Source organism: Rhodococcus sp. AG1013 (assembly GCF_003350365.1).
In the GTDB taxonomy this organism is placed as follows: Bacteria; Actinomycetota; Actinomycetes; order Mycobacteriales; family Mycobacteriaceae; genus Prescottella.
Window position 1 is genome coordinate 145,163 of the sequence record NZ_QQAT01000012.1, and the last position, 21,273, is coordinate 166,435.

Consider the following 21,273-nt stretch of genomic DNA (forward strand, 5'->3'; position numbering starts at 1 on the left):
GGTTTCGTGCGCGTAGTCGCCGCATGAGGTGCCAGGTTGCATAGTGGCGCACCGGCTTCCGGTTTTCCGGATCGGCGACATCGTCGACGGTATCGGTGATCCAGCGTTCGAGGCGCACCAGGTCTTCGTCGCATCCCCACGCAGCGGGCCCAGCGTTGCTGCCATGCCGCGCACCAGGGCTCGCCGGTGAGGCGTGAGATCTCGGCCGGCCCTAGACGGCCGCAGATCGAGCACGTCAGCTGCTGTTTCGGTCGACAGTTCCAGCAGTACGGGCCCTCGGAGGGTTTAACGGGACAGTCAGGTATTGAAACTCTCCGAATAGGAGCGGGTTTGAGTGTGCCGCAGTGGGAACGTGAACCGTTCCGGGTTCGATCCGACTCCAGCGGGTTTGAGGCTCAGCGTGGGGTCAGGTTTCGCAGGGCGAGGCCAAGAATCCGTGGCAAATCTTCGACCCCATAGCCCGACTCGTGATCGCAAGTATGGTCGGCGACCAAGTGGTTGGACATGGCCAGTCCATGCAGCAGGACCCAGAGCAGTGGACCGACGTCTCGGGCGTCGCCCGCGATGAGGGTGTTGCTCCGCTGTGCCTCGTCGACGATTTCATTGAAGTACCTGTTGAAGTCGGTGGCGGCCTCTTCCAGTGTCCGGCTCGGCTTGAACGCATAGTCGGCTCCGAACTCGAGTCGGTAGTGGTTCGGATACTCCCAGGCGACACGAACGTAGGCGAGACACGCGCGGAACAGCGGGGTAGAGGCTGCGGTGGTGTCCGCCGCTGCCCGCTGCATCTCAGTGCTCAAGAAGGTCAGGTTCTCCGCGGCCACCGTACTGAGTAGATCGTCCTTGTCTCGGAAGTGGCGGTATGGCGCGGTCCGGGACACGTTAGCGGCCGCGCCGACTGCTCGGAGCGTGACTTTGGCCGGTCCGCCCTGTGCCAGGAGATCGCTGGCGGCGGAGATCAGAGCATGGCGGGTATCGCGGGTCTGTTCCTGCATTGTCGCAGAATAGGAGCAGGTTGACGCTGTCAACAAGTCATTGCTAGGTTGACGCCGTCAACATGACGTCCGGCCGCTCCAACTGTCTTTTCCAGGGGGGTGAGTGGCCGCTAATGCTCGTCCTACTCAGGGGTGGTCGATGACACCGACAGCACGCATGGATCTCGACCTGCTGCACGCAGATGTGGCCGCCTGGAATTACCTGCGGTCGCTCGATGATTCGGTGAGTATCAGCCTCGTCGATGCCGGTCTGGCGGGTGCGAAGCTGTCGGGCGCGAACCTCGCGCGCGTGGACCTCTCCGGCGCCGACCTGTCAGGAGCCGACCTCACGGACGCCATCCTCACGGGTGCCAATCTGACCTCGGCCGAGCTCGTCGGCGCTGACCTGGCAAGAGCCGACCTCACCGGCGTGATCGCTCACGACGCCAACTTCGCCGGTGCATACCTCACGCGGGCCCGACTACGGGATGCCGACCTGACGCTGGCCTATCTGACATCGACCTTCCTCGGGTACGCGGATCTCACAGGAGCGGACCTTTCCGGCGCATACATGACCGGCGCGTTTCTCGGCGACGTCGATCTGTCCGGCGCCACCCTTGTCAGTGCCTACCTTGGAAGAGCCAACCTGACCGGGGCGAACATCGTCACCGCCGTCCTGGACGGTGCCGATCTCACCGAGGCGACCATGCCGGACGGCGCCTCGATCGGCTGATGGCGGCAATCGGTCCGCGCTCTGCACGCGAGTAGCTCGACTTCTCGACTCGGCCGAACTCATAACGGCCGAAACGACATCTGAAAGGAGGTTGGGAGCGCGTGGGGCACAGCCCCCGTCCTTCTGACGACAAATGCAACCGATGATGAAGACCGCCTTGACATTCCGCAACCGTGCGGCCGTAGCCTTGTATCGGATATCAGACGGCAGTCTCGGCGGGAGATCCGTGGGACTGCCCGTACTTCTGTTGACCGTGCCTGGACGCAAGACCGGAGTCCCACGAACAACACCTCTCATCTACCTCGAGCACGACAATTCGCACGTTGTGGTGGGTTCCGCATTCGGGACGAAGACCGACCCCGATTGGATACGGAACCTTGCAGTGGCCGAGTCTGCCTGGATTCGGGTTGGCGATCGCGAGTGGGAAGTATCAATAAGGATCGTGGCCGGCGAAGAGCGCGAACGTCTTTGGCAGCAAGTGATTGTGCCCGCACTGCCCACGATCGCGAAACACGAAGCGAAGTCCGGGCGGACCTTCCCCGTCTGCGTGTTGGCCAGGCAGTAGCAGAGAGACTGAATCGCAGCCGCAGAAGTGAGCGGAGTGGCCCTCCGCGTTCTGGAGTGCCTCAATCGCCAACCTGCAGCGCAGTGATGGTGCCGTTTAGACGTGGTCGAGACACAGGAGTGCTGGGGTCGTCCGCCATCCCGCTTGAGTGAGCCATCGCTGGACCAGCTCCGGCACGCCGTCCTGGGCGGGTTGTCCGGCGAGGATGGGGCCGTCTTCGCAGATGATGCAAGCGATGTCAATGGCCTGTTCTTCGGGTTGGCAACTGCGGCAATGGTGTCGGGTGATGATCGTGCCGGGGACCTCGGGGTCGAGGTACAGCCAGGAGACGGCCAGGTCTGCGCGTTGGTGTGCCGCCTCGGATCGGGTGGCGGGCTCGTGCCCGCAGCTCGGGCAGGAGCGCGATGTTTTTCGCGGCGGGACGGGATGTTCGAGCGTGGCAACTGCGAGATCAGCGGTGGCCGTCTGGTGACCTGCCGCCACAGTGTCGGTCTTCTTCAGGTGTCCGTAGAGGGTCGTGCGACGCACGCCGAGAAGGCCGGCGATCTGAGCAACGGTGTGTTCGCCGCCGTCGTAGAGGCGTTGGGCGTGCTCGGCCTGCTCGGCCTGCTCGGTGGTGAGTTTCGGTGGCCGGCCGCCCTTGCGGCCTCGGGCCCGCGCAGCGGCGAGCCCGTCGCGGGTGTTGGCCACGATCAATTCGCGTTGGAGTTCGGCGAGCACCGAGAGCATCCCGAACATGGCGCGGCCCTCGGCGGTGGCGGTGTCGATGCCCTGTTCGAGCACCTTCAGGCCCACGCCCTTCTCCCGAAGCTTGGCGCCGAGACCGATCAGGTGCAGCACCGAGCGACCCAACCGGTCGAGACGGGTGATCGCCAGCTGGTCCCCGTCGTGTAGAAGCCTGAGCACCAGATCGAGCTGCGGTCGGGATGCTTTCGCGCCGGAGGCGTACTCGACGTGGATGTTGTCGTCGGCGACCCCGGCCCGGCGCAGGGCGTCGATCTGATGGTCCGGATTCTGGTCTTCGGTCGAGACACGGGCATAGCCGATCAGCACGCGTCGACAATATCCGAATCGAGGGTTATCCGACGTTGATTACCGACGCGGGTTTTCGACAGAGTCGGCCTGGGTTGACGATTCGACCGTCGGATGTGTCGACAAACGATGGTTTTCCGTCATCGCCACGATGTTTGGCGGGCTTATGGTCACTTGGCCTTGACCTTGACGTTAGGTCATGGTTGAGACTTGGCTCATGCGAATAGGTCAACTCGCCGAGGTTGCCGGCACGACGACGCGAACCGTGCGTCACTACCACCGGCTCGGTCTGCTGATCGAGCCGCAACGTCGATCCAACGGCTACCGCGAGTACACCGTCAGCGATGCTGTCAGCTTGATGCGAATCCGTTGGCTGGCGACCAGCGGGGTTCCTCTAGGGTCGGTCGCCGCCATCCTCGCCGAGGAGAGGTCGAGTGAAGACGATCGCGACGTGGCGGCGGATCTTCGGGCGTTGATTGCCGACATCGAGAAGGAACAGGCCTTACTCGCCCGCCGCAGAACTCAGCTCAACGCGATGCTTGCCGAGGCCGATCGCGGCAACCCGATCTCGGCGCTGCCGGTGGGGCTGACGACGGCCTTGTCCGACGCCATCGACAGCGCTCCGTCAGTCGAGGTCGGTTCGGCTCTTCGGCGTGACCGGGACCTCGTCGAGGCCCTCTCGATGTCAGGGCGCGCGCCGGAGGTCCTGCTCGCGGACTACGAAGCAACGATGATCGATGGCCTCCAGCGCGAGCGGTACCTGGCGCTACTTGCCGAATGGTCACAGCTCGAAGGGTGCAGCCCGGACGCGGTGGAAACAGAGATCGATGCACTCGCAGCCCGACTCCTCGAGTTCTTCGATCAACAGCAGATGGAGATCATCGAGTCCGCTGAAGTGTCAGAGGGTGACGGCGGATTCGGCGGGGCCTTTTCGCTCGACGATCTGATCTCCGACCCCGCACAACGTGAGGTCGTTCTACGGGTTCAACGAGAACTGGTCGCCCGATCCTCGAATACTGCGGATATCTGATGGTGGTCACACTGATTCGACGATTCGAACGGGTGGCGCAAGCGGTGACGGCGGTTGTTCTCGTCGTCAATGCCACCTTGCTGGTGGCCGGTGTGATCAGTCCCCGTCAGGCGGTGCTGTTGTTCGTTGCGGTGGAGGTTCCACTCGCTTCCATGGTGATCATCGCGTTACTCCTCGCGATCGTGGTGCAGTGCCGCAACGGTGCTGGGCTTCGGGACGCGGCCCTGACCGCGCTCGGCCACTCGCCGTTCTGGCCATTCGTCCGCGCCGAAATCAGGGCTTACCGGGCTCTGTGGCTGTGGATCCGTGGACGTCACTCAGGAGTCGAACCGGGCGCGATCATTCTCGGTGCACACAAAGGATCGCTCGTGATGCCGGTGGCCTTCGCAGTCGCGACCGTCGTCGAGATCGTGGTGCTGCATCTGCTTCTACCGTGGATGTGGCTTCGGGTGAGCCTTGCGGTCGCCTCGGCCTGGTCGCTGGTCGCGCTATTCGGCTACCTGGCGATTCATCGCACCAACCCGCACTACCTGACCGACAGGTCTCTCGTGCTCCGTCAATCCGGCGCCGTCGTCGCTGTCATCGCTCGGACCGACATCGAGTCGATCGCCTTCGGGCCCCGATTCACCGAGACCACACCGGCGATCAAGGACGATCGCCTGTATCTCCCGAACGCCGACGGGACGAACGTCGATCTGGCCCTTGCCCGCCCGGTCCTCGCTCGGCTTCCCGCTCTCATGCCCTCGCGAAGAATCACCGAGGAGGTCAGCCGCATCAGCGTGTACGTCGATGAACCACCCCGGATGCGCGCAATGCTGACTCGTCGGGATGGTGGGCCCACTACGACGCTCGATACTTCGAATCGCCGGTCACCGTCTCTGGATCGGTCTTCGGCCGACGTCGGCGGCGTAGCGGGTCCAGTCGCCGGCACTGGCTTGTTGCCAGTCGACCGCAACGTTGATATGGATGCCGAGGGTGCGGGCGAGGATCGCGGCGGGAACCTCGGCCGCGAGGGCGAACAGGGCGGCCGAGCGGGCCGGGTTGGGTCGGATTCCGAGTGCACGCAGACGCACTCCCATCTGCGCGGTGCTGATCGGTCGGCCGGGTCGTCCGCCGGAGAACAGCCACGGTGAGGTACCGCGCTCGCCGATCGCCGCGTGCCCAGCTCGGGTGTCGACCAGCGACTTGACGAGGGTGGACAGTGGTTCGGGCAGCTCGACGGGGCTGGATCCCAGGCGCAGGTGGACCCCGTTCGATCCGGTGGTGACGTGGTCGGTGGTCAGTTCGGTGATCGTCGAGGCGCGTCGCGCGTAGAGAAGTACCAGCAGCCCGGCGACCCGGTCCTCGGATTTGACGGTGTTGTCATGCAGGAGACGGCGGGCGATGTCCCACCGCTGTTCACCATCGATCAGTTCGGTCGGCCCACGCCAGCTGCGGCTGATGCCATCAAGTGAGGTGTTCGCCAGCTTGTTCGTGCTGGACCAGCGCAGGAACCCGCTGCCGCCGTGGCGGTAGCGGGCATCCGGATCGCTGAGCCATCGGTCAACATCGGCTTGAGTGCAAGTGGCCAAGTTGAGTTGCCGGTCGGTGAGCCAATTGAGCAGCACAGCCGCTCCGCGGAGACGGGTCCGGATGCCGGTGGCCTGCCCGTAGCTGACCGGTCGGCCGCGGTTGCGTGCACGCAGTCGCCGTAGGAGATGCCAGGTTGCATAGTGGCGCGCCAGCTTTCGGTGCCCCGGATCGGTGACAGTGTCGACGGTGTCGGTGATCCACCGTTCGAGGCGGGCGAGGTGTTCGTCGCGATCGGGAAGCACGCTGGTCGCGACGAGCACGCTACGTAGGTGCTCGACCGGCTTGCTGGGGCCGAGGTCGTCGAGGGCATCGTGCGTCAATGCTCTTCTGCCGCTGCCGAGGTCGTTCAGCACCGCCGCCGCGGAACTTCGCGAGAGCCACTTGAACACTGTTCGCGGGAGGTCGATCGTCGCAAGAGTCCGGTGCAGCAGGGTCAGCTCGGGTCTGATGACGCCGGTGTCGTCCGCAAGCAAGGTGCCCAGGCGTTCGTCGAGAACGCATCGCTGACAGGGATGGTTACCGACGAGACGCTCGGCGGTCCCGCACCGCGGACACGGCTGCCACCGTGAGGAATCGGATTCGGTGCAACCGGCACACAACGGCGCCTCGAGAGTTCCCGACCGGATCGGCTTGACCTCACCGCATCCCGCGCAGCGGACCCAACGTTGCTGACATGCCTTGCACCAGGGCTCGCCGGTGACCTGGGAGATCTCGGCCGCCCCATGGCAGCCACAGATGGAGCACGTCAGGTGCTTTCGCGGTCGACAGTTCCAGCAGAACGGGCCCTCCGGGGTGCGCGCTTCGACCGGCTTGCGACGTCCACAGCCACTGCAGTCTTCGTGGTTGGCGGGGTCATTGAGCACGCACCGCGAACATAAGGGCAGACCTTGGTCGTCGCGGCCGGCCGGTTCGCGGGGCTTTCCGCAGCGCGAGCACGGCACCGCCCGGCCCACGCTGCTGCACCGCCGGCAGATGCGTTGCCCGTCGCACAGGCGGTTCAGAGGAGTGACTCGCCCGCAGCCGGGACAGGGCGGTCGCACGATGCCGGTGGCTCCGGCCGCGCAGAGGGCGTCGATCAGCCGCAGCACCGCCGGTATCGGCGCCAGATGCCCGGAGCCTGTGAGTAGTTCCGGGTGGTCCTCGATCGCCCAGGCCAACCTGCGGCGGGCCGTTGGTCTGGGTGCCGCAAGTGCTGCGGCGGTGATGATCGTGGTGGCCTCCAGCGACGGATCGCACGTGGTGATCACGTCGACGAGCACTGTGTGGGGATCGCGGGAGTCGGGCACCGGGCAGTGAAGGCAGTGTGGTCGTCCGTGACGGTCTCGCCGGTTGACAGGCCGCGTGTTCCCGCACGCGGCGCATTGCTCCTGTGGTCGCCCGCACGTGTGGCAGTACCAGTTCTCGCCGATCCGGGCGAGGGTGCCGTTCAGTGGTCGTTCGCAGTCGGAGCAGTGGGGAGCGGCGATCCGTTCGGCGCCGGCGGCGCGTGCCGCGACCAGCAGCTCGCCCACAACCAGCGGTGCGGGCGAGCGGCCGTCGACCAGCAGGTCGGGGCGGGCTTCGAGGGCGAGCGCCAACCGACGCGCCTTCGCCCGACCAGGCGCGACGTCGGTAACCACTTGCCGCGCGGTGTCGGGGTCGAATCCCGGATCGGTCCCCGCGAGCAGGTCCACGATCGAGCCCACCGGATCGGTGACCGCCCGATCCGGTGCCGCGGTGCCGGTCACGGCCGGTCTGTGCCGGCGATGCGAGCCCGTTTGGGTCGCAGGTCACCGACCCCCTCCGTGGCGGTCCCGCCCGACCCCCTCCGTGGCGGTCCCGCCCGCCGCCGTCCGGGTGGGCTTGGCCGAGGCGGCCGCGACGGGCTCGATGAGGTCGGTCATCGCACAGTCGAGGACGTCGAGGAGCGCCATCAGGACCTTCAGGCTCAACCGTTCCGGGCGTTCGACGACCAGCCGGTACACCTGCGACGAGGACAGCCGGATCCCACGCTGTGCCAGCGGTTCGATCAGGTCGGTGGTCGAGAACATGCCCCGGGCGGCCAGGACCTGCCGCAGATGCCAGTGGTAGTCCAGTTTTGCCGCCATCACAGGATCCCTTCCCCGTGCAGCGCGCCGAATGCGGGCGAGAGCGCTCGGCGCAGTGCGCTGTTCATGAAGTCGTCGCTGACATGGGTGTAGATCGCCGTCGAACTGTCGCACTCGTGCCCGACCTGGGACTGGATGAACCGGCGGTCCACCCCGTCCTCGGTCAGATGGGTGACGTAGGAGTGCCGCAGCGAAGGCGGCACCAGCACCGACGGCAGCCCGAGTGCGTCGCGGTACGCGCTGAACCGGGCGTTGATCTCCGCCGACTTGATCCGCCCGCCACGTTCGGTCACCCACAACGCGGGATGGTCGGCGTGCCCGAACCGCGGGCGAACGTTCTCGACGTAGTCAGCCACCGCCTCGACCGCCCAGCCCATCACCGCCGCGACATTGCGGCGCCGCGGCGTCTGCCCGCGTTTGGCCTTGCCGTAGCGCACGTGCAACATCCCGTACCGGCCGAACTCCGGGGCCGCGGGATTGCGGCCCCAGTCGACCAGGTCGAGCTTGGCGGCCTCTGTCCGGCGCAGTCCCCACCCGTAGATCACCTTGAAAAGCGTCGCATCCCGATATGCGGCCAGGGCTCCCTTGCGGCCCGCGCGCACCGATCGCTCGACCTGGTCGTCCGCGTAGTCGAAGAATTGCTGCAGCTCGTCCCGGGTGAACGGGCGTGCCTCCGGGTTGCCCTCGTAGTCGTTGAGGTGGGCGATCGTGTTCCACTCGTGGACGATCGGCACCGGATGCATGCCCGGTCCGAGTTCGTTCTCGCACGCGCGGACCCATCCGTAGCGCGGATCGGTGAGGTACTCGGTGAACAACCGCAGGTGACCCTGGTATTGGCGGATCGTCGATGGCGCCAGGTGGTGTTCGGCGGTCAAGGGCAGCGACCACTCGTCGACCTGCCCGGCCGACCACGACCACGGATAGTCATTGGTGAACGTCATGAACCGCTTCACGACCTGCTCCCGCTTCGTGATGCCCTCGTCGCGCAGACCACGGGCCGTCTGCTGCGCCCGAAACCCCCGCAGCATCGCCTCGACCATCGCGTCCTCTGGGCGCAGCTGCACGACCCCGGACAGGAGTTCGAGGTGCGCTGCACCCGCCAGATCACCACGGCCCATCCGCTCCTCCACCCTCCAGCAGGCCACCCGTTAAGTGCCGAAATCATGCATCTAACGAGATCTTCAAGCAAGTGATGCAGGTCAGAACCGATCCTCGGGTCGCTCGCTTCACGCATTCCGGAGCGCGGCCACCAGGCGACCAGCCACGATCCACTCACCAGATGCAATTCCCAAGGGTTCGGCGACACTCTCGTTGTGTGGCGACTCGACCGACTGGGCCGGAACCTGCCGCACCTGCGGCAGACGATCACCGACCTCGAGGAGAAGGGCGTCGGCTTCTGATCGCTGACCGCAGCGATCGACACCACCACTGCCGGCGGGAAGCTCATCTTCTCCATCTTCGGAGCGCTCGCCAGCTTCGTTGTTATCTGGACACTTCCTCAATCTGCCTCGACTGGAAGCAAGTGGGTTGTTCGCGATCGAGCACCAGCTCATCGCCGACGCCCAAGGGCGAGGCTGGGACCGTGAAGCCGAACGCCACCGGCGGATAGCCACGCGCATATCGGAATTGTTGAGGGAACTGGCTCAGCCGGTCAGACCTCGCCTGGAATGAACGGTGTCTCCTGGTAGACGCAGTAGTTTAGCCAGTTGGAGTACAGCAGGTGCCCGTGGCCGCGCCATCGGTTGAGCGGGATGGCGGTGGGATCGTCGCCGGGGAAGTAGTGCGCCGGAGCTGGGACCGGCAGTCCTTGCTCGCTGTCGCGGCGGTATTCACGTGCCAAGGTGTCCGCATCATATTCCGGGTGACCGGTCACGAAGATCTGGCGGCCGTCCGCGGTGGCTGCCAAGTAGACCCCGGCCTCCTCGCTCACCGCCAACACGTCGACCTCACCGGTGGCCTCGATGTCGGCGGCGTAGACATCGGTGTGCCGTGAGTGCGGCGCTAGGAACTCGTCGTCGAACCCGGTGACGATCGGCGACCGCGCGCCAGTGATCCGATGGGAGAATACACCGGAGATTTTCTGTGGGACTTCGTGTTTGCGGACACCGTAGTGGTGGTAGAGGGCCGCTTGCGCACCCCAGCAGACGTGCAGAGTCGACTGCACGGCGCTGCGGGCCCAGTCAAGGATCTTGGTCATCTCCGGCCAGTAGTCGACGTCCTCGAAGTCGAGTTTCTCGATCGGCGCCCCGGTGATGATGAGGCCGTCGAAGTGCATATGGGCCACGTCATCGAAAGTTGAGTAGAACGATTCGAGATGCTCTGCAGAGGTGGTACGCGAGACATGGCTGGCCATGTGCAGCAGGGTGATCTCGATCTGCAGCGGATTATTGCTGAGCAACCGCAGCAGCTGCGTCTCGGTGCTGACCTTCATCGGCATCAGATTCAAGATGGCGATCCGGATAGGGCGAATATCCTGTTGTCCAGCCCGCTCGTCGGACATGACAAAGATTCGCTCCGCCTCCAGGATGGTCCTGGCGGGAAGATCGCGCGGCACAGTGACAGGCATCGCCCAGCAGCTTAGTCCGCCTCCGGTTGCCGACAGGGACCGGAGCTTCAATAGCTCCAGCGGCGCGTCGCGAGAACAACGTCGCAGGACAATCTGTCCACATAATCGAGCGGGACCTTATCCGGGAACGTACGTCGGCCGGCCCCGCCGCGGCCCGTGCCCGGGGCAAGGTCGGCGGCCGCCCCCGGAAGATGACCGACAGTCGGATCAAGCAGGCCCGCAGGATGTGCGAGAACGGCATGTCCCAGACTGAGGTCGCCGAGATCCTCGGCGTCGGACGCACCACCCTGTATCAGTACCTCGGTCCGCAGAAGAGCCGAAGGAGCACTGATCAGTGAGTGCCGGGACTCAGTAGCTCGCCATGCAGTCGCGGAGCAGGTCAGGCGAGAGTTCGGCGATTGTGCAGGAGATTCTGCGCCAGCCGGGCCCACCTCCGAACTGGTCCTGCGACGAGTCGACCAGCACTTCAACGTCATTCGTTCCGGGCACGGTGCGCAGATAGTACACGATGGGGTCGCCCTCTGTCGTATAGAGGGTGAACGCGAACTCGCCGCTGTCGCGTTCTCGACCGTCCGACAGGCAGCCGATCACCGACGGGGTGAGTGGCTCCTGCGGCTCAGCTCTTGGGCGAGGCGCCGCATCACCGCAACTCGGCAGCGGGGAGCGCCAGGTGATTTTGGCCGGCTTCGGAGCGGCCGGAGGCTCCCAGCTGAAGTAGACAAGCAAAGCGATGGTGGCGAGAAGGATCGCGAAAGGGATGCACCGCACCGCTACCCGCATCTTCCCCGACCCCATGAGATCAGGCTAATGCCGACGCATCTCCGCCCGGCGGAGCAGTCCGTGATCGCACTGTTGTACGGCTTGCCCCTAATCCGCGCGATGTCATCGGTGATGGCGACCGCGAAGCAGGCTGAGGTCTGCTCGGTACGTTGGTTCGGTATCGCCAGCAATACGAGGGGGTTGTGGTGACGCCGTTGTCGTGGCTTGCACGTCGCGTGTCGTTCGGGTGGGGGAGTCTTCGGGTCGCCGCGACCGCGACGGTTGTGACGAGTGTGTTGATCATCGTCACTGGTGGGGTGGTCCGCGTGACCGGCTCCGGTTTGGGCTGTCCGACATGGCCATCCTGCACCGGGGAAGGATTGGCGCCCACGCCCGAGATGGGGATCCACGGTGCCATCGAGTTCGGCAACCGGCTGCTGACGGTGGTGCTGTGCGTCGCGGTCGGTGCGTTGATCATCGTTGCGCGCTGTCAGCGAGAGCCTGATCGCGCGGTACTGCGGGCGGCGTGGCTGCAGTTCTGGATCATCGTGCTCAACGCACTCGTCGGCGGCGTGACGGTGCTCGCCCGATTGAGCCCGTATGTTGTTGCGGCGCACCTCATTGCCGCAATGCTCTTGCTGACGGCGGCTGTGTATACGTTCGAGCTGGTCGAGCGGCTGGACAGATCCACCGCTACTGCGACCGCCGATCCGGCGCTGGCAGTGCGGGCACGGTGGTTGGTCGCCGCGACCGCAGTGCTGGTGGTGATCGGTACGGCGGTGACCGGATCGGGCGTCCATGCCGGTGATTCATCGGATGTACATCGGATGCCGTTCGACTGGACGACCATGGTGATCATTCACGCGGTGGCCGCGGTGGTCACGTTTGCTGTCGCGGTCTCATCGCTGCTGATCGCGCGCCGTTCCGGTGCCGACTCGGTCGCCGCCCGCGCCAGCGTGTTCATTGCACTGTTGCTCGCGCAGGGGTTCGTGGGTGTGCTCCAATTCGTCGGTGTTGCTGCCGAGGCCCTCGTGGTCGTGCACATGCTCGGTGCCGCACTGATCTGGGCCGGCGCACTGCGCGTGCTGTTCGCGACCGACCCTGGCCTAGGCGGCAGCCGCGCGGCATTCCATGCGTCCGTCGCGGAGACCAGCCGGATATGAGGCAGACAGACTGATCAGAGAGCTGTCGCAGCGTCGTCACGGCCAACCGGGCGGGCGGAACTGGTCGAAGATGCCACTATCTGCCAGGATGCCAACTTCGATGACGAAAATGCCAACTCTGTGACGAGTTGCCAACAACGGTGACCATTCACAGCGGTGTGAATCGTCATCGAAGTTGGCATTCCCCGGCGCTCTGACCTGCGGTGTGACAACTAGCGTGACGACGACAGGGCGCGATCGTCGTCATCGAAGTTGGCATTTGTTCGCGGCTGTTTGTTGGCGAACTAGGTTCAGTGTCGGCTGGCATCTCCGCTTCTCGACCTCGACGACGAACCACTGGGGTGATGGTCGCGTCGAGCGCGTGGCTCGCACCTACGTGATCGACCGCGTCGCCGGCTACCGTGACGAGTTTGGGTGATAGCACTGCTGCTACGCCCACGTCGTATCCGGCGCACAGCGCGGGATACCAGTTGGGCAGTCGTGATGACGCGCCTCGTTCGTGCGCGTGATCGAAGACCGCATGCGCAAGCCACCCGCCGGCTGTCAGGCGGGCGGCCCACTGCTTCGGCAGGAGGATCGCAGCGACAAGAACCGCCGTCGTTGCTAGCGCCGCGGTCCACTCGCGGGTCAGCACGGCCGAATCTGCGGGACGCCCCAGGCGTGCAATTGGGTACACGCCTGCATCGCCTACCAAACCCGCGGCGTAGGCCGTCACTCGGCGAGTTGGACTCTGCCTCGCTAGTGAGCGGTCTGCGGCGATGCTCAGCACGCCACCCGCAGGAACGCAGCGAGACGGACACACGACCCCCGTAATTCGCTCATCGAGGACCACTGAACCAGAGGGCCGTCTTCGGAGGCGCCCTTTTGCTGAACTTCAGCGGCGCCAACCATCGCCAGCTATCGAGGACGGGTTTCCGAAGGTTGTCGTCAATGCCCCTGAAGATCGCCGTTTACGCACGGTGGTGAGTTGCTCCGGAAGCACTCCGATGCCGGTTCGGTTTGCGAGATGGCGCTGCCAACGGCGGTTGCACCGTCTGGCTGAGGTGAACGCGGGTGGGGTTGCAGGTTCGGCGTGCGGCTAAGCCAAGCGAGACCAGTGGACGCGACCGCAATACGCGAGTAGCAGGGCCAGCAGTGCAATGGGCACAGGTGCCACACGACCGATAGTGAGTCCCGAGGCGTTGTCCAGGAAGTAGTTCGCGTAGGCGTTCGCTATCGCGTCGAGGCTGAGAACTGCGGCGCCGATGACCACTCCAGCTCGGTGTCGCCACCACAACAAGATTGCGCACATCGGGTCGAGGACCACCAAACTGGTGAAGAACACTGCCAGCCAGGTTGGGACAGTCGGGTAGGGGTCGGCGGGTGCGCTCAAGATCTGCAGAATGTGGACGACGGTTCCGTACGTAAACACTCCGATCGACACTCGCAGCACCAGCAAGGCGCGCCGCTCGTGACGCGACCACCGGTCCTGAGTCCCGTCGATGGTCATGTTGCCGCAGCATACGGAAGCCCGGAAAGGGGTGTGCGGTATGACCGCTCGTTGCAGTCCTGCTGAGCGCGTGAGCGCGACGCGAGCGTGCGCCGGCGCTCTGCCAACTATGTTGTCAGTTTGCCAACTAGGGCGGCGATTCACGCGGAGAGCGAGTAGCAGCTGTGAATCGTCATCGTAGTTGTCAGTTTCTGGTGCCCTGACCTGCGGTATGGCAACTAGCGTGACGACGGCGGGGCGCGATCGTCGTCATCGAACTTGGCGATTGTTCGCGGCTGTTCGTTGGCTGAACGGACTGTGTCGAGTTACCGGATGAGCTGGTGGAGGCCGGACCCCGGCGCGTCGTCGTGCCCGCACGGGGCGGTCGGCGGGTCGGTCATGGTCTTGGGTGGCGGGGTGTCGGCGGTGGTGGGCCGTATCGGCGTGAGTAGGCGATGTATCCGACGTATCCGAGCAGCGCCAGTATCGGGAGCACGGTGACGGTCGGCCTGATCCAGAACGGGACGTGTACTCCGGCGGCGGTGATGCCTGATAGGCATGTGACCCCGACGATGATGAGGGTGACAAGGACGCCGATCCACTCGAGGTCAGCGATGAACTTGGTGTTGAACTCGTTCCTGTTCTCGGGCCGTGTCCAGTAGTTCGCGTGCGGTCCGGTCACATGGAAGGCGCGGTCGGGGATCTTGGGGATGTACCACCGAGCGCCACCACAGATCAGTGCTGTGCCGAGAGCGGAGGCGCAGGTGATGGTGACGTACTGGCCGAGGCTCATCCATTCGGTGATCTCTCCGGATCCCTCGAAGTGCGATGGCAGCTGGCCGGGTGCTGTGAGTAGCAGCCAGCTCGTGGCGAGTACGAACGCCACACCGGATCCGACGAGCGCACACGATGATGGGCGCACGCGTTTCGGTGATTTCCCCATGCGCGGACCATACTCACCGGCAGCTTCCACTGTGACGCACGGTGATTGCCGAGCATGCGGGGATGCGGTCGCGACGCCCGCGCCGGGGCCGCGTGCTTGGTCAGTTGCTGGAGGTCAGGCGGAAGGGATGAGCACGCTGCGCTTTCGGCGCATATGAGACCATTGGGTATGAATATGCAGTTTTGGGAGGTAACGGCGCTCTTCCGGCATCTGCGGAACTATCTCGTCAATGCCCGCCGATTCTTCACGGGCTGGAGTGTCACCGAGATCCCGCCCACTGAAATCCCGCGCCCCGAAGACCGCTGAGCCGACAACGCGCCGACGTGGTCGACGCGATGACCCTGGAGCGTGGCGTGGGCAGTGCAGTGGAGTACGTCATGGACGGCACACGCATCCATAGGCTGGAAAACGTCTTTCTGGTTGTGGGGGAAGCAGTGCGGGGCGCCGGAGGCTACTTCGGAACGAACCTCGATTCCTTCTCGGACTGCCTGACCGGCGGTTACGGCACGCCGGATGACGGCAACTTCTATTTCGTCTGGGAGAGCAGCGAACGGTCGTGGGAATCTCTGGGCTGTTCGGAAGCCGTGCGACAACTCGACAGTCGTCTCGAAACATGTCACCGGACGAATCGGTCGAAGGTCCGTGCACAACTCGACCGAGCACTTGCTGGAGCGGGTCCGACAGCATTCGACTGGGTTGTGAACATCCTCGCATTTCGGCGTGTTCGGCTCGACCTTCGATAGCTCAGGCGCCAACAAGGTGACCATCCGCCAGCTTTCATGACGACTCCGCCAACTGAGTGACTATCCGCCAACTACGGTGACCGTTCACGGTGGGTGCGAGTTGCCATCGCAGTTGTCATTTCACGGGCGCTTGACCTGGGGATTGACAACTACGGTGACGAGAGACCCCCTTGAGGGTCGTCAGGATAGTTGGCATTTGTTCGCGCGCCTGCAGTGCCCACTGAGTCGATGGCGCTACGGGAGGGTTTGTGGGCTCTCATGTCCGGTACGGCGGGTGGGGGTTGATGGTGTCGGCTGTCCAGCCGATGAAATGGGTGTCGGGGACGGGGAAGGCTTCGAGGCGTGGGTCGGTGAGGATGGCGTCGATGCAGGCGGCGGTGCCGCCGACGTAAGTGGTCTTGTGGTCGATATCTGTTGCCACGCACCAGGTGTGATCGTTCGGCCACCGCAGGTTCGCGCTGTAGCCGCCGCTCCAGTTGTGTGGGGTCTTGCCGAAACGAGCTGCGGCCGCGTCGATCGCCCCGCGCAGCACGATCATTCCCCGGCCCGGCACATCGAGGTGCTCGATCCCGCGCGGAGGTTCCGTGTCTCCGTATCCGTCCCAGATCGCGAACCAACACGTGTCGGGTGCGGCGGTGTGGTCTTGGAGGATTGATGTGAGGGCTCGGGCCTCCGGTTGAGGTAGGGAGCCTTCTTCCGGATCGTAGCCGGGACGATGGGTACCGGTGATGGTCTGCCAACTCATTGCAGCGTGAGCGATCGTTCCGTGTTGCTCGGCGACGGTTCGCCAGTTGATTCGAGTCCAGTCGTCCCCGCGGCGAAGGTAGACGGGGTGGAAGACACGGGCGTAGGCGGGAAAGACTGGGGGCACGAGGCTTCCGACATCGAACGAACCGCGCCGCAACGCCTCCACGATCCATTGACCAGCGTCCGGACCTGAGGTGAGAGCTAGTTCCTCGGGCGCCCAATGCCAGCACTGTTCGTTTCCGGCCATGCGCTCACCCTAGAGACCAGCAGGCCTGTGGCCGGGGGATGGGTCGTCGAACGCGAGGTCGAGGTCGTCGACGGTCCCGTCCGGGCGGAGGGCGGTTACGGCGCTGTCGGCCAGCCAGACCGTGCCGTCGGCGGTGGCGGACGGCCGCGTCAGGGGAGTGGAGAGGGGCACGACTATCGTCGGCCTGTCCGAGGCCTTGTCGAGCAGCACGAACAGCCATGACCGGCCTCGCAGGGTGGCAGATCGTCCGGCCCGGTGCCAGGCCACCATCCTCTCCGGCCGATGCCGCGCGGCCGGTACGTGACGGTCCACAGCCGGACGCCGATCAGCCCCAGGCGAAGCCCGTGATGTGACACTGGACGGATCGGCTCGACGGTCAGATCGTCGAGAACTCGGTAGACCATCTTCCGTGTGCACAGCCGCAACGAGTTCGGCGACAGACTCGCTGACGACAGATTCGAATCCAGCTCGAGGATGGGCCCGACCTGCACCGCCCCGTCGGTCGTGATCGACACGAGCCGGCGTCCGCGTGGTTCCGGACCGCTGAGCGAAACAGTCAGCAGCAGAAGGAATCCGCCGTCGATGGCCGTGACGGCGTCGACTGTTCCTTTCGGTAGGTCGACCGGTGCCGGGGCGGATCCGGGAACGAGGATACGCGCGGGGCGGTCCAGGATGTCGAGTGGCGCGAGGTGGCCGGACTTGGGGTCGCGCCGTAGTCGTTGTTCGGTGTTCCCGATCGCGAGCAGGACCCCGTCGCAGAGGGCGACCTGCACGGCCGGTTGATCGTCGACACAGGTCACGCCAGCGGCGCCGTCGGGGCTCACCTCGACCCGGTGAACACCGTCGGGGCCTGCGACCCAGCAGCCGGTGGCGTCGGCGACGATGCACCGGCATTGGTCCGGGTCGACAATCGACAGCGGCAGAATGTGCTCGGTGGTCTTCCTCGCGCCGGCGGCGTCGTGAACGTGCGCAAGCAGTGGTAGTTCGCGGTCGATCACCCACAGATCCTTGTCGTGCGCCGCAAGCGCGCCCGCCACGACCCGCGGCCGCGGGTCGGCAGGAGGTATGTCGAGATCGAGATCAACCAACGCGCCCTCGCGTCGCACCAAACGCTCACCGCTGCACACCGTCTCGGCGTAGGAGCCATGAGCGCTGAAAGGCGCCTCGTCGACGTCGGTGAAACGGACGCTGCCGGGGACCAACTCGTGAGGCTGCGGGTCCGCGTCATTGGGCCGCCTGGTTGTGGTGATGACCTGCACCCGCGTGACCAGACCTCGAACCTCATCGGCTCCGTACTCCTGCGCGATCAGGATTCCCCGAACCTGCACGTGCCCCGTCATCGGCCGCTCGGTGTCGTACCGCGCGCTCCAACCGTCACCGCGCAGAACAGTCGGCCACCACGGCCGCCCGCCATCCCGAGGAAGATGCGGTCGCTGACCAACCTCTGAATATGCGACCGCGCGTAGCCTGGTGCTGGCCTGATTCGCGATTGCGCCTCGTGTCGTCGATTGCGGGTCGCCGGGACTGGGTGCGGTGCCGAGTGCGAGGCGGACCGCCAACACGGTTCCCACCTTGGGGGGAGGTGTTGCGTCGCAGTCTGAACCGTCCCAGTGGGGGACCCACACGCGTAAGGTGCGTCCATGCGGGTGCGCTGCGCCGCCGGCCAACTCGGCGCCGGACGCGACTCCCTGTGGGTTCGAATTCGATCGTTGTCCGGTCATCGTTCGTCACCGCGCTGTGCATCGATGCTGCCGATAGCAGTTCGGCAGCGCGACAGTCGCTGTAAGACAGAGAGATCCGGTCGATTCGGTCGGCGGAGGCAATGGTGGATATGCACAATTCACTCCCGAGTACTCCGTCCGGAGACGAAGAGATCGATGCTGCCGATAGCAGTTCGGCAGCGCGACAGTCGCTGTAAGACAAAGAGATCCGGTCGATTCGGTCGGCGGAGGCAATGGTGGATATGCACAATTCACTCCCGAGTACTCCGTCCGGAGACGAAGAGAACGAAGCTACACCACACCCAGCGTGACTGTCACGCTCCTCGCCGAACAGAACGGCCTCGACGTGCTCATGTTCCTTTCCAACTCCCATCTGGAACGGTGGCCAGACTGCTGGCACTCGGATTCGCGGCGGTGCTCGGGATGTTCGCCGTCGAGCTGGGGTGATCGGCGCAGACCGCATAATCATTGGGTGACCGGGGAATTCGGATGGGCCGGCAGTTCCGACACCAGTGTGGCGTCGTGGTTGGCGTCGTATCCGTATCCATACGACACGCCTGTGGGTGGGTGGTTGGAGGACCGGTATCGCCATGGTCTACAGATCCTGCATCCGGCCTACCGGTGGCATGGCGCCGATCGTGATCCGACACCGGTGTCGTGGGCGCAGATCGCTGCCGCCTGTGGCACACGGTTGAAGCCTGGCATCAGTTTCTACGCTGCCGGGTGCTTGGAGGGGCCCGACGAAACTGTCGACGGTGTGTTCGATATGCGACCGGAGGCCGGCTCGATTCCTCCCGAACGGATCGGCGCCGTCTCTGAGCACCTGCACGATGCACATATGGGTCTGTTGTGGGGTCGGTGGGGGACGCTCGTGGATGAGGAGATCATCGGAGCCGCGCGGGTCCGCGACGAGGCGGGCTGGGAGTATCTCGTGCTCACCGCGACTCGTGAGATCGGCCAGCACACGATGGTCTCCCGGACGCCGAACTTCTGGTGGCCAGATGATCGTTGGTGGTGTGCCGCCACGGGCGTCGACGAGGAAGACGCCCTCGTGGTGTCCACGGATTTCGCGCAACTCGCTGCGATCCACGCGGACCCGCGGCTGGAGACACAGCTGCACTCTCGCTGATTTGGTCTACGGGCATCGACTCGGCGCACAGGTCACCATGTCTGCGACGACCCCGGGCTGGCGCGGGTCGTCGGCCGGATCACGTAGCGCGGTGATGGTCCGGGCGTCGTTCCCGACTGGACCGGCAGGGAGTGCCCTCGTCATCGACTACACGCGGATGCGGGGACCACGGGGGTGATGGACTTCTGCCCCGGGCTCGGCCAGGATCAATCCGTGCCCGTGAGAGGGATTCTCGTAGCTACCGCGTGTGTGGTCGTGGCGGTGTCGTGGGTGTTCCTGGTCGTCGACGGGGTCGTCGAGGGCAACTGGATGCAGCTGTTCTGGCAATCCCTGCTCGCGATGATGGCACTCGACTGGTGGCGCGATCGTCAGGGAATGCCGTCCATGCCGGGGGACACGCCGCGTCAACGGCTCACATCCGGGGCGATCGCGCTGGTGATCGGCGTCGGAGGCGGCGCGATGGTCGTCACGCAGGACGCATTACTCGGGCGGATCGACGGGGGAATCCTGGTCGTAGTAGCCCTCGGCTTCCTCTACCTGATTCTGTCGAGCATTCGCGCGACGAACCCTCCCGCCGAACCGGCGTAAACCGCCGACGCCACTAACTCGCGATCTGAACCTGGCTGCCGCGGCGGCGGGCGGCCAACGAGTCTGTCTTCGGAGCTGAGGTAGGGCTGGGTCTACCCGAATGCACGGGCCTGGCGTATGCCGCCGCCGAGGCGAGACGGGTGGAATACCAGTATGAGAAATCTTCTTCATGCAGGTGTGGCCGGAACCATTCTGATTGGGGCGCTGACGTTGACGAGCTGTGCCAGTACCGAGCAGCGCGAGGAGTCGTTTGCTTTCAGCGGGCAGCGATTGGACGTAGTGAACTCACACGCGAACATGCCGGTCACGGTCTCATCAGAGGCCGGAACCGAAGAGGTGGTCGTCACTGTGCAGACACAGACGATGGGCAAGAGCGCCAACACTCCGGCGTGGTCGCTCAACGGCAGCAGCCTGAACCTGGACACGCCGTGCGGGGATGGAGTTATCGGGTACTGCGAGGGCAACTACTCGATCGTCGTCCCGGAGGGGACCGAGGTCTACATCAACGGCGCCCCCGCGGCGACTGGGTAGTCAGTCCCGGTCCTGCGTTCGCAGATAGGCCAGAACCGCCGCGACCCGGCGGTTCTGGTCGTTGTTGGGCGGGATGTCGAGCTTCATCATGATGTTACCAATGTGCTTGACCACGGCGGCCTCGCTGATGAACAGCGTCCGCGCGATGGCAGCGTTGGAGTGCCCCTCTGCGACGACTACGAGGACGTCGCGCTCGCGAGGTGTGAGCTGCTTCAGCGGGTCGCGGCGTCGGCTGATCATCTGGCTGATCACGGCGGGATCGACCGCCGTGCCGCCGGAGTGCACCCGACGCAGGGTGTCCGCGAAGTCCTGGACATCGCTGACACGGTCCTTCAGTAGGTAGCCGATTCCAGACCCACCCGCTCCATCGAGCAGTTCGGCGACATAACTCTGCTCGATGTACTGGCTGAGCACGACGATCGGCAGCCTTGGGTTCTCCTGCCGCAGCTGTGCTGCGGCGGCCAGGCCCTCGGACCGGAACTCGGGTGGCATCCGCACGTCGGTAACCACCAGGTCGGGGTCGTGCTCCCGGCAGGCCGTCAGGAGCTCGTCCGCCGTCCCTACGGCTGCGACGGCGACGAAGCCGTTGCTCTCCAGCAACATCTGAAGCCCCTCGCGTAGCAGCGTGTTGTCTTCCGCAAGGACTACACGCAGCGGTGCGGCGGGATCCGGTCGTGA

General features: G+C 65.0%; 22 protein-coding genes and 2 pseudogenes. 11 read left to right on the forward strand and 13 right to left on the reverse strand.

Going from position 1 to position 21,273, the window contains the following annotated elements; all coding sequences use genetic code 11:
- Positions 1–395: 395 nt before the first annotated feature.
- On the reverse strand, positions 396–992 hold the full coding sequence (locus tag DEU38_RS16220) for a TetR/AcrR family transcriptional regulator (protein WP_114722428.1): 597 nt from the start codon (positions 990–992) through the stop codon (positions 396–398).
- Between the two features lie 139 nt (positions 993–1,131).
- Between DEU38_RS16220 and DEU38_RS16225 the strand changes: the two genes are divergently transcribed.
- Together DEU38_RS16225 and DEU38_RS29825 are read left to right on the forward strand one after the other, a co-directional pair.
- Positions 1,132–1,704 carry a pentapeptide repeat-containing protein gene (locus DEU38_RS16225; protein ID WP_114722429.1) on the forward strand — a complete coding sequence of 191 codons (573 nt, stop codon included), beginning with the start codon at positions 1,132–1,134 and terminating at the stop codon, positions 1,702–1,704.
- A gap of 145 nt (positions 1,705–1,849) precedes the next feature.
- Positions 1,850–2,269, forward strand: coding sequence for a nitroreductase/quinone reductase family protein (locus DEU38_RS29825; protein WP_397484724.1), 420 nt, complete (start codon positions 1,850–1,852; stop codon positions 2,267–2,269).
- 96 nt (positions 2,270–2,365) lie between these two features.
- Here the strand turns inward: DEU38_RS29825 and DEU38_RS16235 are convergent, their stop codons facing one another.
- On the reverse strand, positions 2,366–3,322 hold the full coding sequence (locus tag DEU38_RS16235; RefSeq protein ID WP_114722431.1) for a recombinase family protein: 957 nt from the start codon (positions 3,320–3,322) through the stop codon (positions 2,366–2,368).
- A gap of 196 nt (positions 3,323–3,518) precedes the next feature.
- Here DEU38_RS16235 and DEU38_RS29250 point away from each other — a divergent pair.
- Together DEU38_RS29250 and DEU38_RS16240 are read left to right on the forward strand one after the other, a co-directional pair.
- A pseudogene (locus tag DEU38_RS29250) lies at positions 3,519–3,713 on the forward strand (MerR family transcriptional regulator); the annotation flags it as partial.
- A 60-nt stretch (positions 3,714–3,773) separates the two neighbouring features.
- The gene (locus DEU38_RS16240) at positions 3,774–4,331 is read left to right on the forward strand and encodes a hypothetical protein (protein ID WP_258557955.1); all 558 of its coding nucleotides are present in this window, start codon (positions 3,774–3,776) and stop codon (positions 4,329–4,331) included.
- Between the two features lie 869 nt (positions 4,332–5,200).
- Here DEU38_RS16240 and DEU38_RS16250 read toward each other — a convergent pair.
- From DEU38_RS16250 to DEU38_RS16260, 3 genes are read right to left on the reverse strand one after another with little or no spacing between them, the layout of a single operon-like run.
- Positions 5,201–7,630 (reverse strand): hypothetical protein, encoded by a 2,430-nt coding sequence (locus DEU38_RS16250; RefSeq protein ID WP_114722433.1) that lies wholly within the window; start codon positions 7,628–7,630, stop codon positions 5,201–5,203.
- Positions 7,631–7,672: 42 nt separating this feature from the next.
- Positions 7,673–7,990, reverse strand: a complete 318-nt coding sequence (locus DEU38_RS16255) for a helix-turn-helix transcriptional regulator (RefSeq protein ID WP_181818815.1) — start codon at positions 7,988–7,990, stop codon at positions 7,673–7,675.
- Positions 7,990–9,108, reverse strand: a complete 1,119-nt coding sequence (locus DEU38_RS16260) for a tyrosine-type recombinase/integrase (RefSeq protein ID WP_258557950.1) — start codon at positions 9,106–9,108, stop codon at positions 7,990–7,992. Before DEU38_RS16260 ends, DEU38_RS16255 begins: the two co-directional genes overlap by 1 nt.
- A gap of 180 nt (positions 9,109–9,288) precedes the next feature.
- Here DEU38_RS16260 and DEU38_RS29255 point away from each other — a divergent pair.
- Positions 9,289–9,468, forward strand: a pseudogene (locus DEU38_RS29255) (recombinase family protein); the annotation flags it as partial.
- Positions 9,469–9,641: 173 nt separating this feature from the next.
- Here the strand turns inward: DEU38_RS29255 and metA are convergent.
- Complete coding sequence (metA, locus tag DEU38_RS16270; protein WP_114722434.1) at positions 9,642–10,556, reverse strand: homoserine O-succinyltransferase; 915 nt, start codon at positions 10,554–10,556, stop codon at positions 9,642–9,644.
- Positions 10,557–10,747: 191 nt separating this feature from the next.
- On the opposite strand from metA, the gene DEU38_RS29830 reads away from it, so the two are divergent.
- Positions 10,748–10,894: a helix-turn-helix domain-containing protein gene (locus DEU38_RS29830; protein ID WP_397484723.1), complete on the forward strand. Its 147-nt coding sequence runs from the start codon at positions 10,748–10,750 to the stop codon at positions 10,892–10,894.
- Positions 10,895–10,904: 10 nt separating this feature from the next.
- On the opposite strand, the gene DEU38_RS16280 is transcribed toward DEU38_RS29830, so the two are convergent.
- Positions 10,905–11,351, reverse strand: a complete 447-nt coding sequence (locus DEU38_RS16280) for a DUF4362 domain-containing protein (protein WP_114722436.1) — start codon at positions 11,349–11,351, stop codon at positions 10,905–10,907.
- A 200-nt stretch (positions 11,352–11,551) separates the two neighbouring features.
- On the opposite strand from DEU38_RS16280, the gene DEU38_RS16285 reads away from it, so the two are divergent.
- Positions 11,552–12,478, forward strand: a complete 927-nt coding sequence (locus DEU38_RS16285; RefSeq protein ID WP_397484725.1) for a heme A synthase — start codon at positions 11,552–11,554, stop codon at positions 12,476–12,478.
- Between the two features lie 1,078 nt (positions 12,479–13,556).
- Here DEU38_RS16285 and DEU38_RS16295 read toward each other — a convergent pair.
- Both DEU38_RS16295 and DEU38_RS16300 read right to left on the reverse strand, forming a co-directional pair.
- A complete protein-coding gene (locus DEU38_RS16295; RefSeq protein WP_114722438.1) occupies positions 13,557–13,967 on the reverse strand; it encodes a hypothetical protein in 411 nt (136 codons plus the stop codon).
- Positions 13,968–14,343: 376 nt separating this feature from the next.
- On the reverse strand, positions 14,344–14,832 hold the full coding sequence (locus DEU38_RS16300; RefSeq protein ID WP_114722439.1) for a hypothetical protein: 489 nt from the start codon (positions 14,830–14,832) through the stop codon (positions 14,344–14,346).
- 380 nt (positions 14,833–15,212) lie between these two features.
- Here DEU38_RS16300 and DEU38_RS16305 point away from each other — a divergent pair, with 380 nt between their 5' ends.
- Positions 15,213–15,632, forward strand: a complete 420-nt coding sequence (locus DEU38_RS16305; RefSeq protein ID WP_258557951.1) for a barstar family protein — start codon at positions 15,213–15,215, stop codon at positions 15,630–15,632.
- Positions 15,633–15,888: 256 nt separating this feature from the next.
- Here DEU38_RS16305 and DEU38_RS29260 read toward each other — a convergent pair whose 3' ends face one another.
- The 3 genes from DEU38_RS29260 to DEU38_RS16315 form a co-directional block, all read right to left on the reverse strand.
- A complete protein-coding gene (locus tag DEU38_RS29260; RefSeq protein ID WP_258557952.1) occupies positions 15,889–16,170 on the reverse strand; it encodes a hypothetical protein in 282 nt (93 codons plus the stop codon).
- A gap of 465 nt (positions 16,171–16,635) precedes the next feature.
- Entirely contained in the window at positions 16,636–16,797 is a 162-nt protein-coding gene (locus DEU38_RS28520; RefSeq protein WP_181818816.1) for a hypothetical protein, read from the reverse strand.
- 2 nt (positions 16,798–16,799) lie between these two features.
- On the reverse strand, positions 16,800–17,966 hold the full coding sequence (locus DEU38_RS16315) for a hypothetical protein (RefSeq protein ID WP_114722441.1): 1,167 nt from the start codon (positions 17,964–17,966) through the stop codon (positions 16,800–16,802).
- A gap of 1,219 nt (positions 17,967–19,185) precedes the next feature.
- Between DEU38_RS16315 and DEU38_RS28090 the strand changes: the two genes are divergently transcribed.
- From DEU38_RS28090 to DEU38_RS28095, 3 genes are all read left to right on the forward strand, one after another.
- The gene (locus DEU38_RS28090) at positions 19,186–19,476 is read left to right on the forward strand and encodes a hypothetical protein (protein WP_147283529.1); all 291 of its coding nucleotides are present in this window, start codon (positions 19,186–19,188) and stop codon (positions 19,474–19,476) included.
- A gap of 213 nt (positions 19,477–19,689) precedes the next feature.
- Positions 19,690–20,064: a hypothetical protein gene (locus DEU38_RS16325; RefSeq protein ID WP_147283530.1), complete on the forward strand. Its 375-nt coding sequence runs from the start codon at positions 19,690–19,692 to the stop codon at positions 20,062–20,064.
- Between the two features lie 348 nt (positions 20,065–20,412).
- Positions 20,413–20,595 (forward strand): hypothetical protein, encoded by a 183-nt coding sequence (locus tag DEU38_RS28095; RefSeq protein ID WP_147283531.1) that lies wholly within the window; start codon positions 20,413–20,415, stop codon positions 20,593–20,595.
- On the opposite strand, the gene DEU38_RS16335 is transcribed toward DEU38_RS28095, so the two are convergent.
- A complete protein-coding gene (locus DEU38_RS16335; RefSeq protein ID WP_309473098.1) occupies positions 20,596–21,249 on the reverse strand; it encodes a response regulator transcription factor in 654 nt (217 codons plus the stop codon). It abuts the gene before it with no gap.
- Positions 21,250–21,273: the final 24 nt, after the last annotated feature.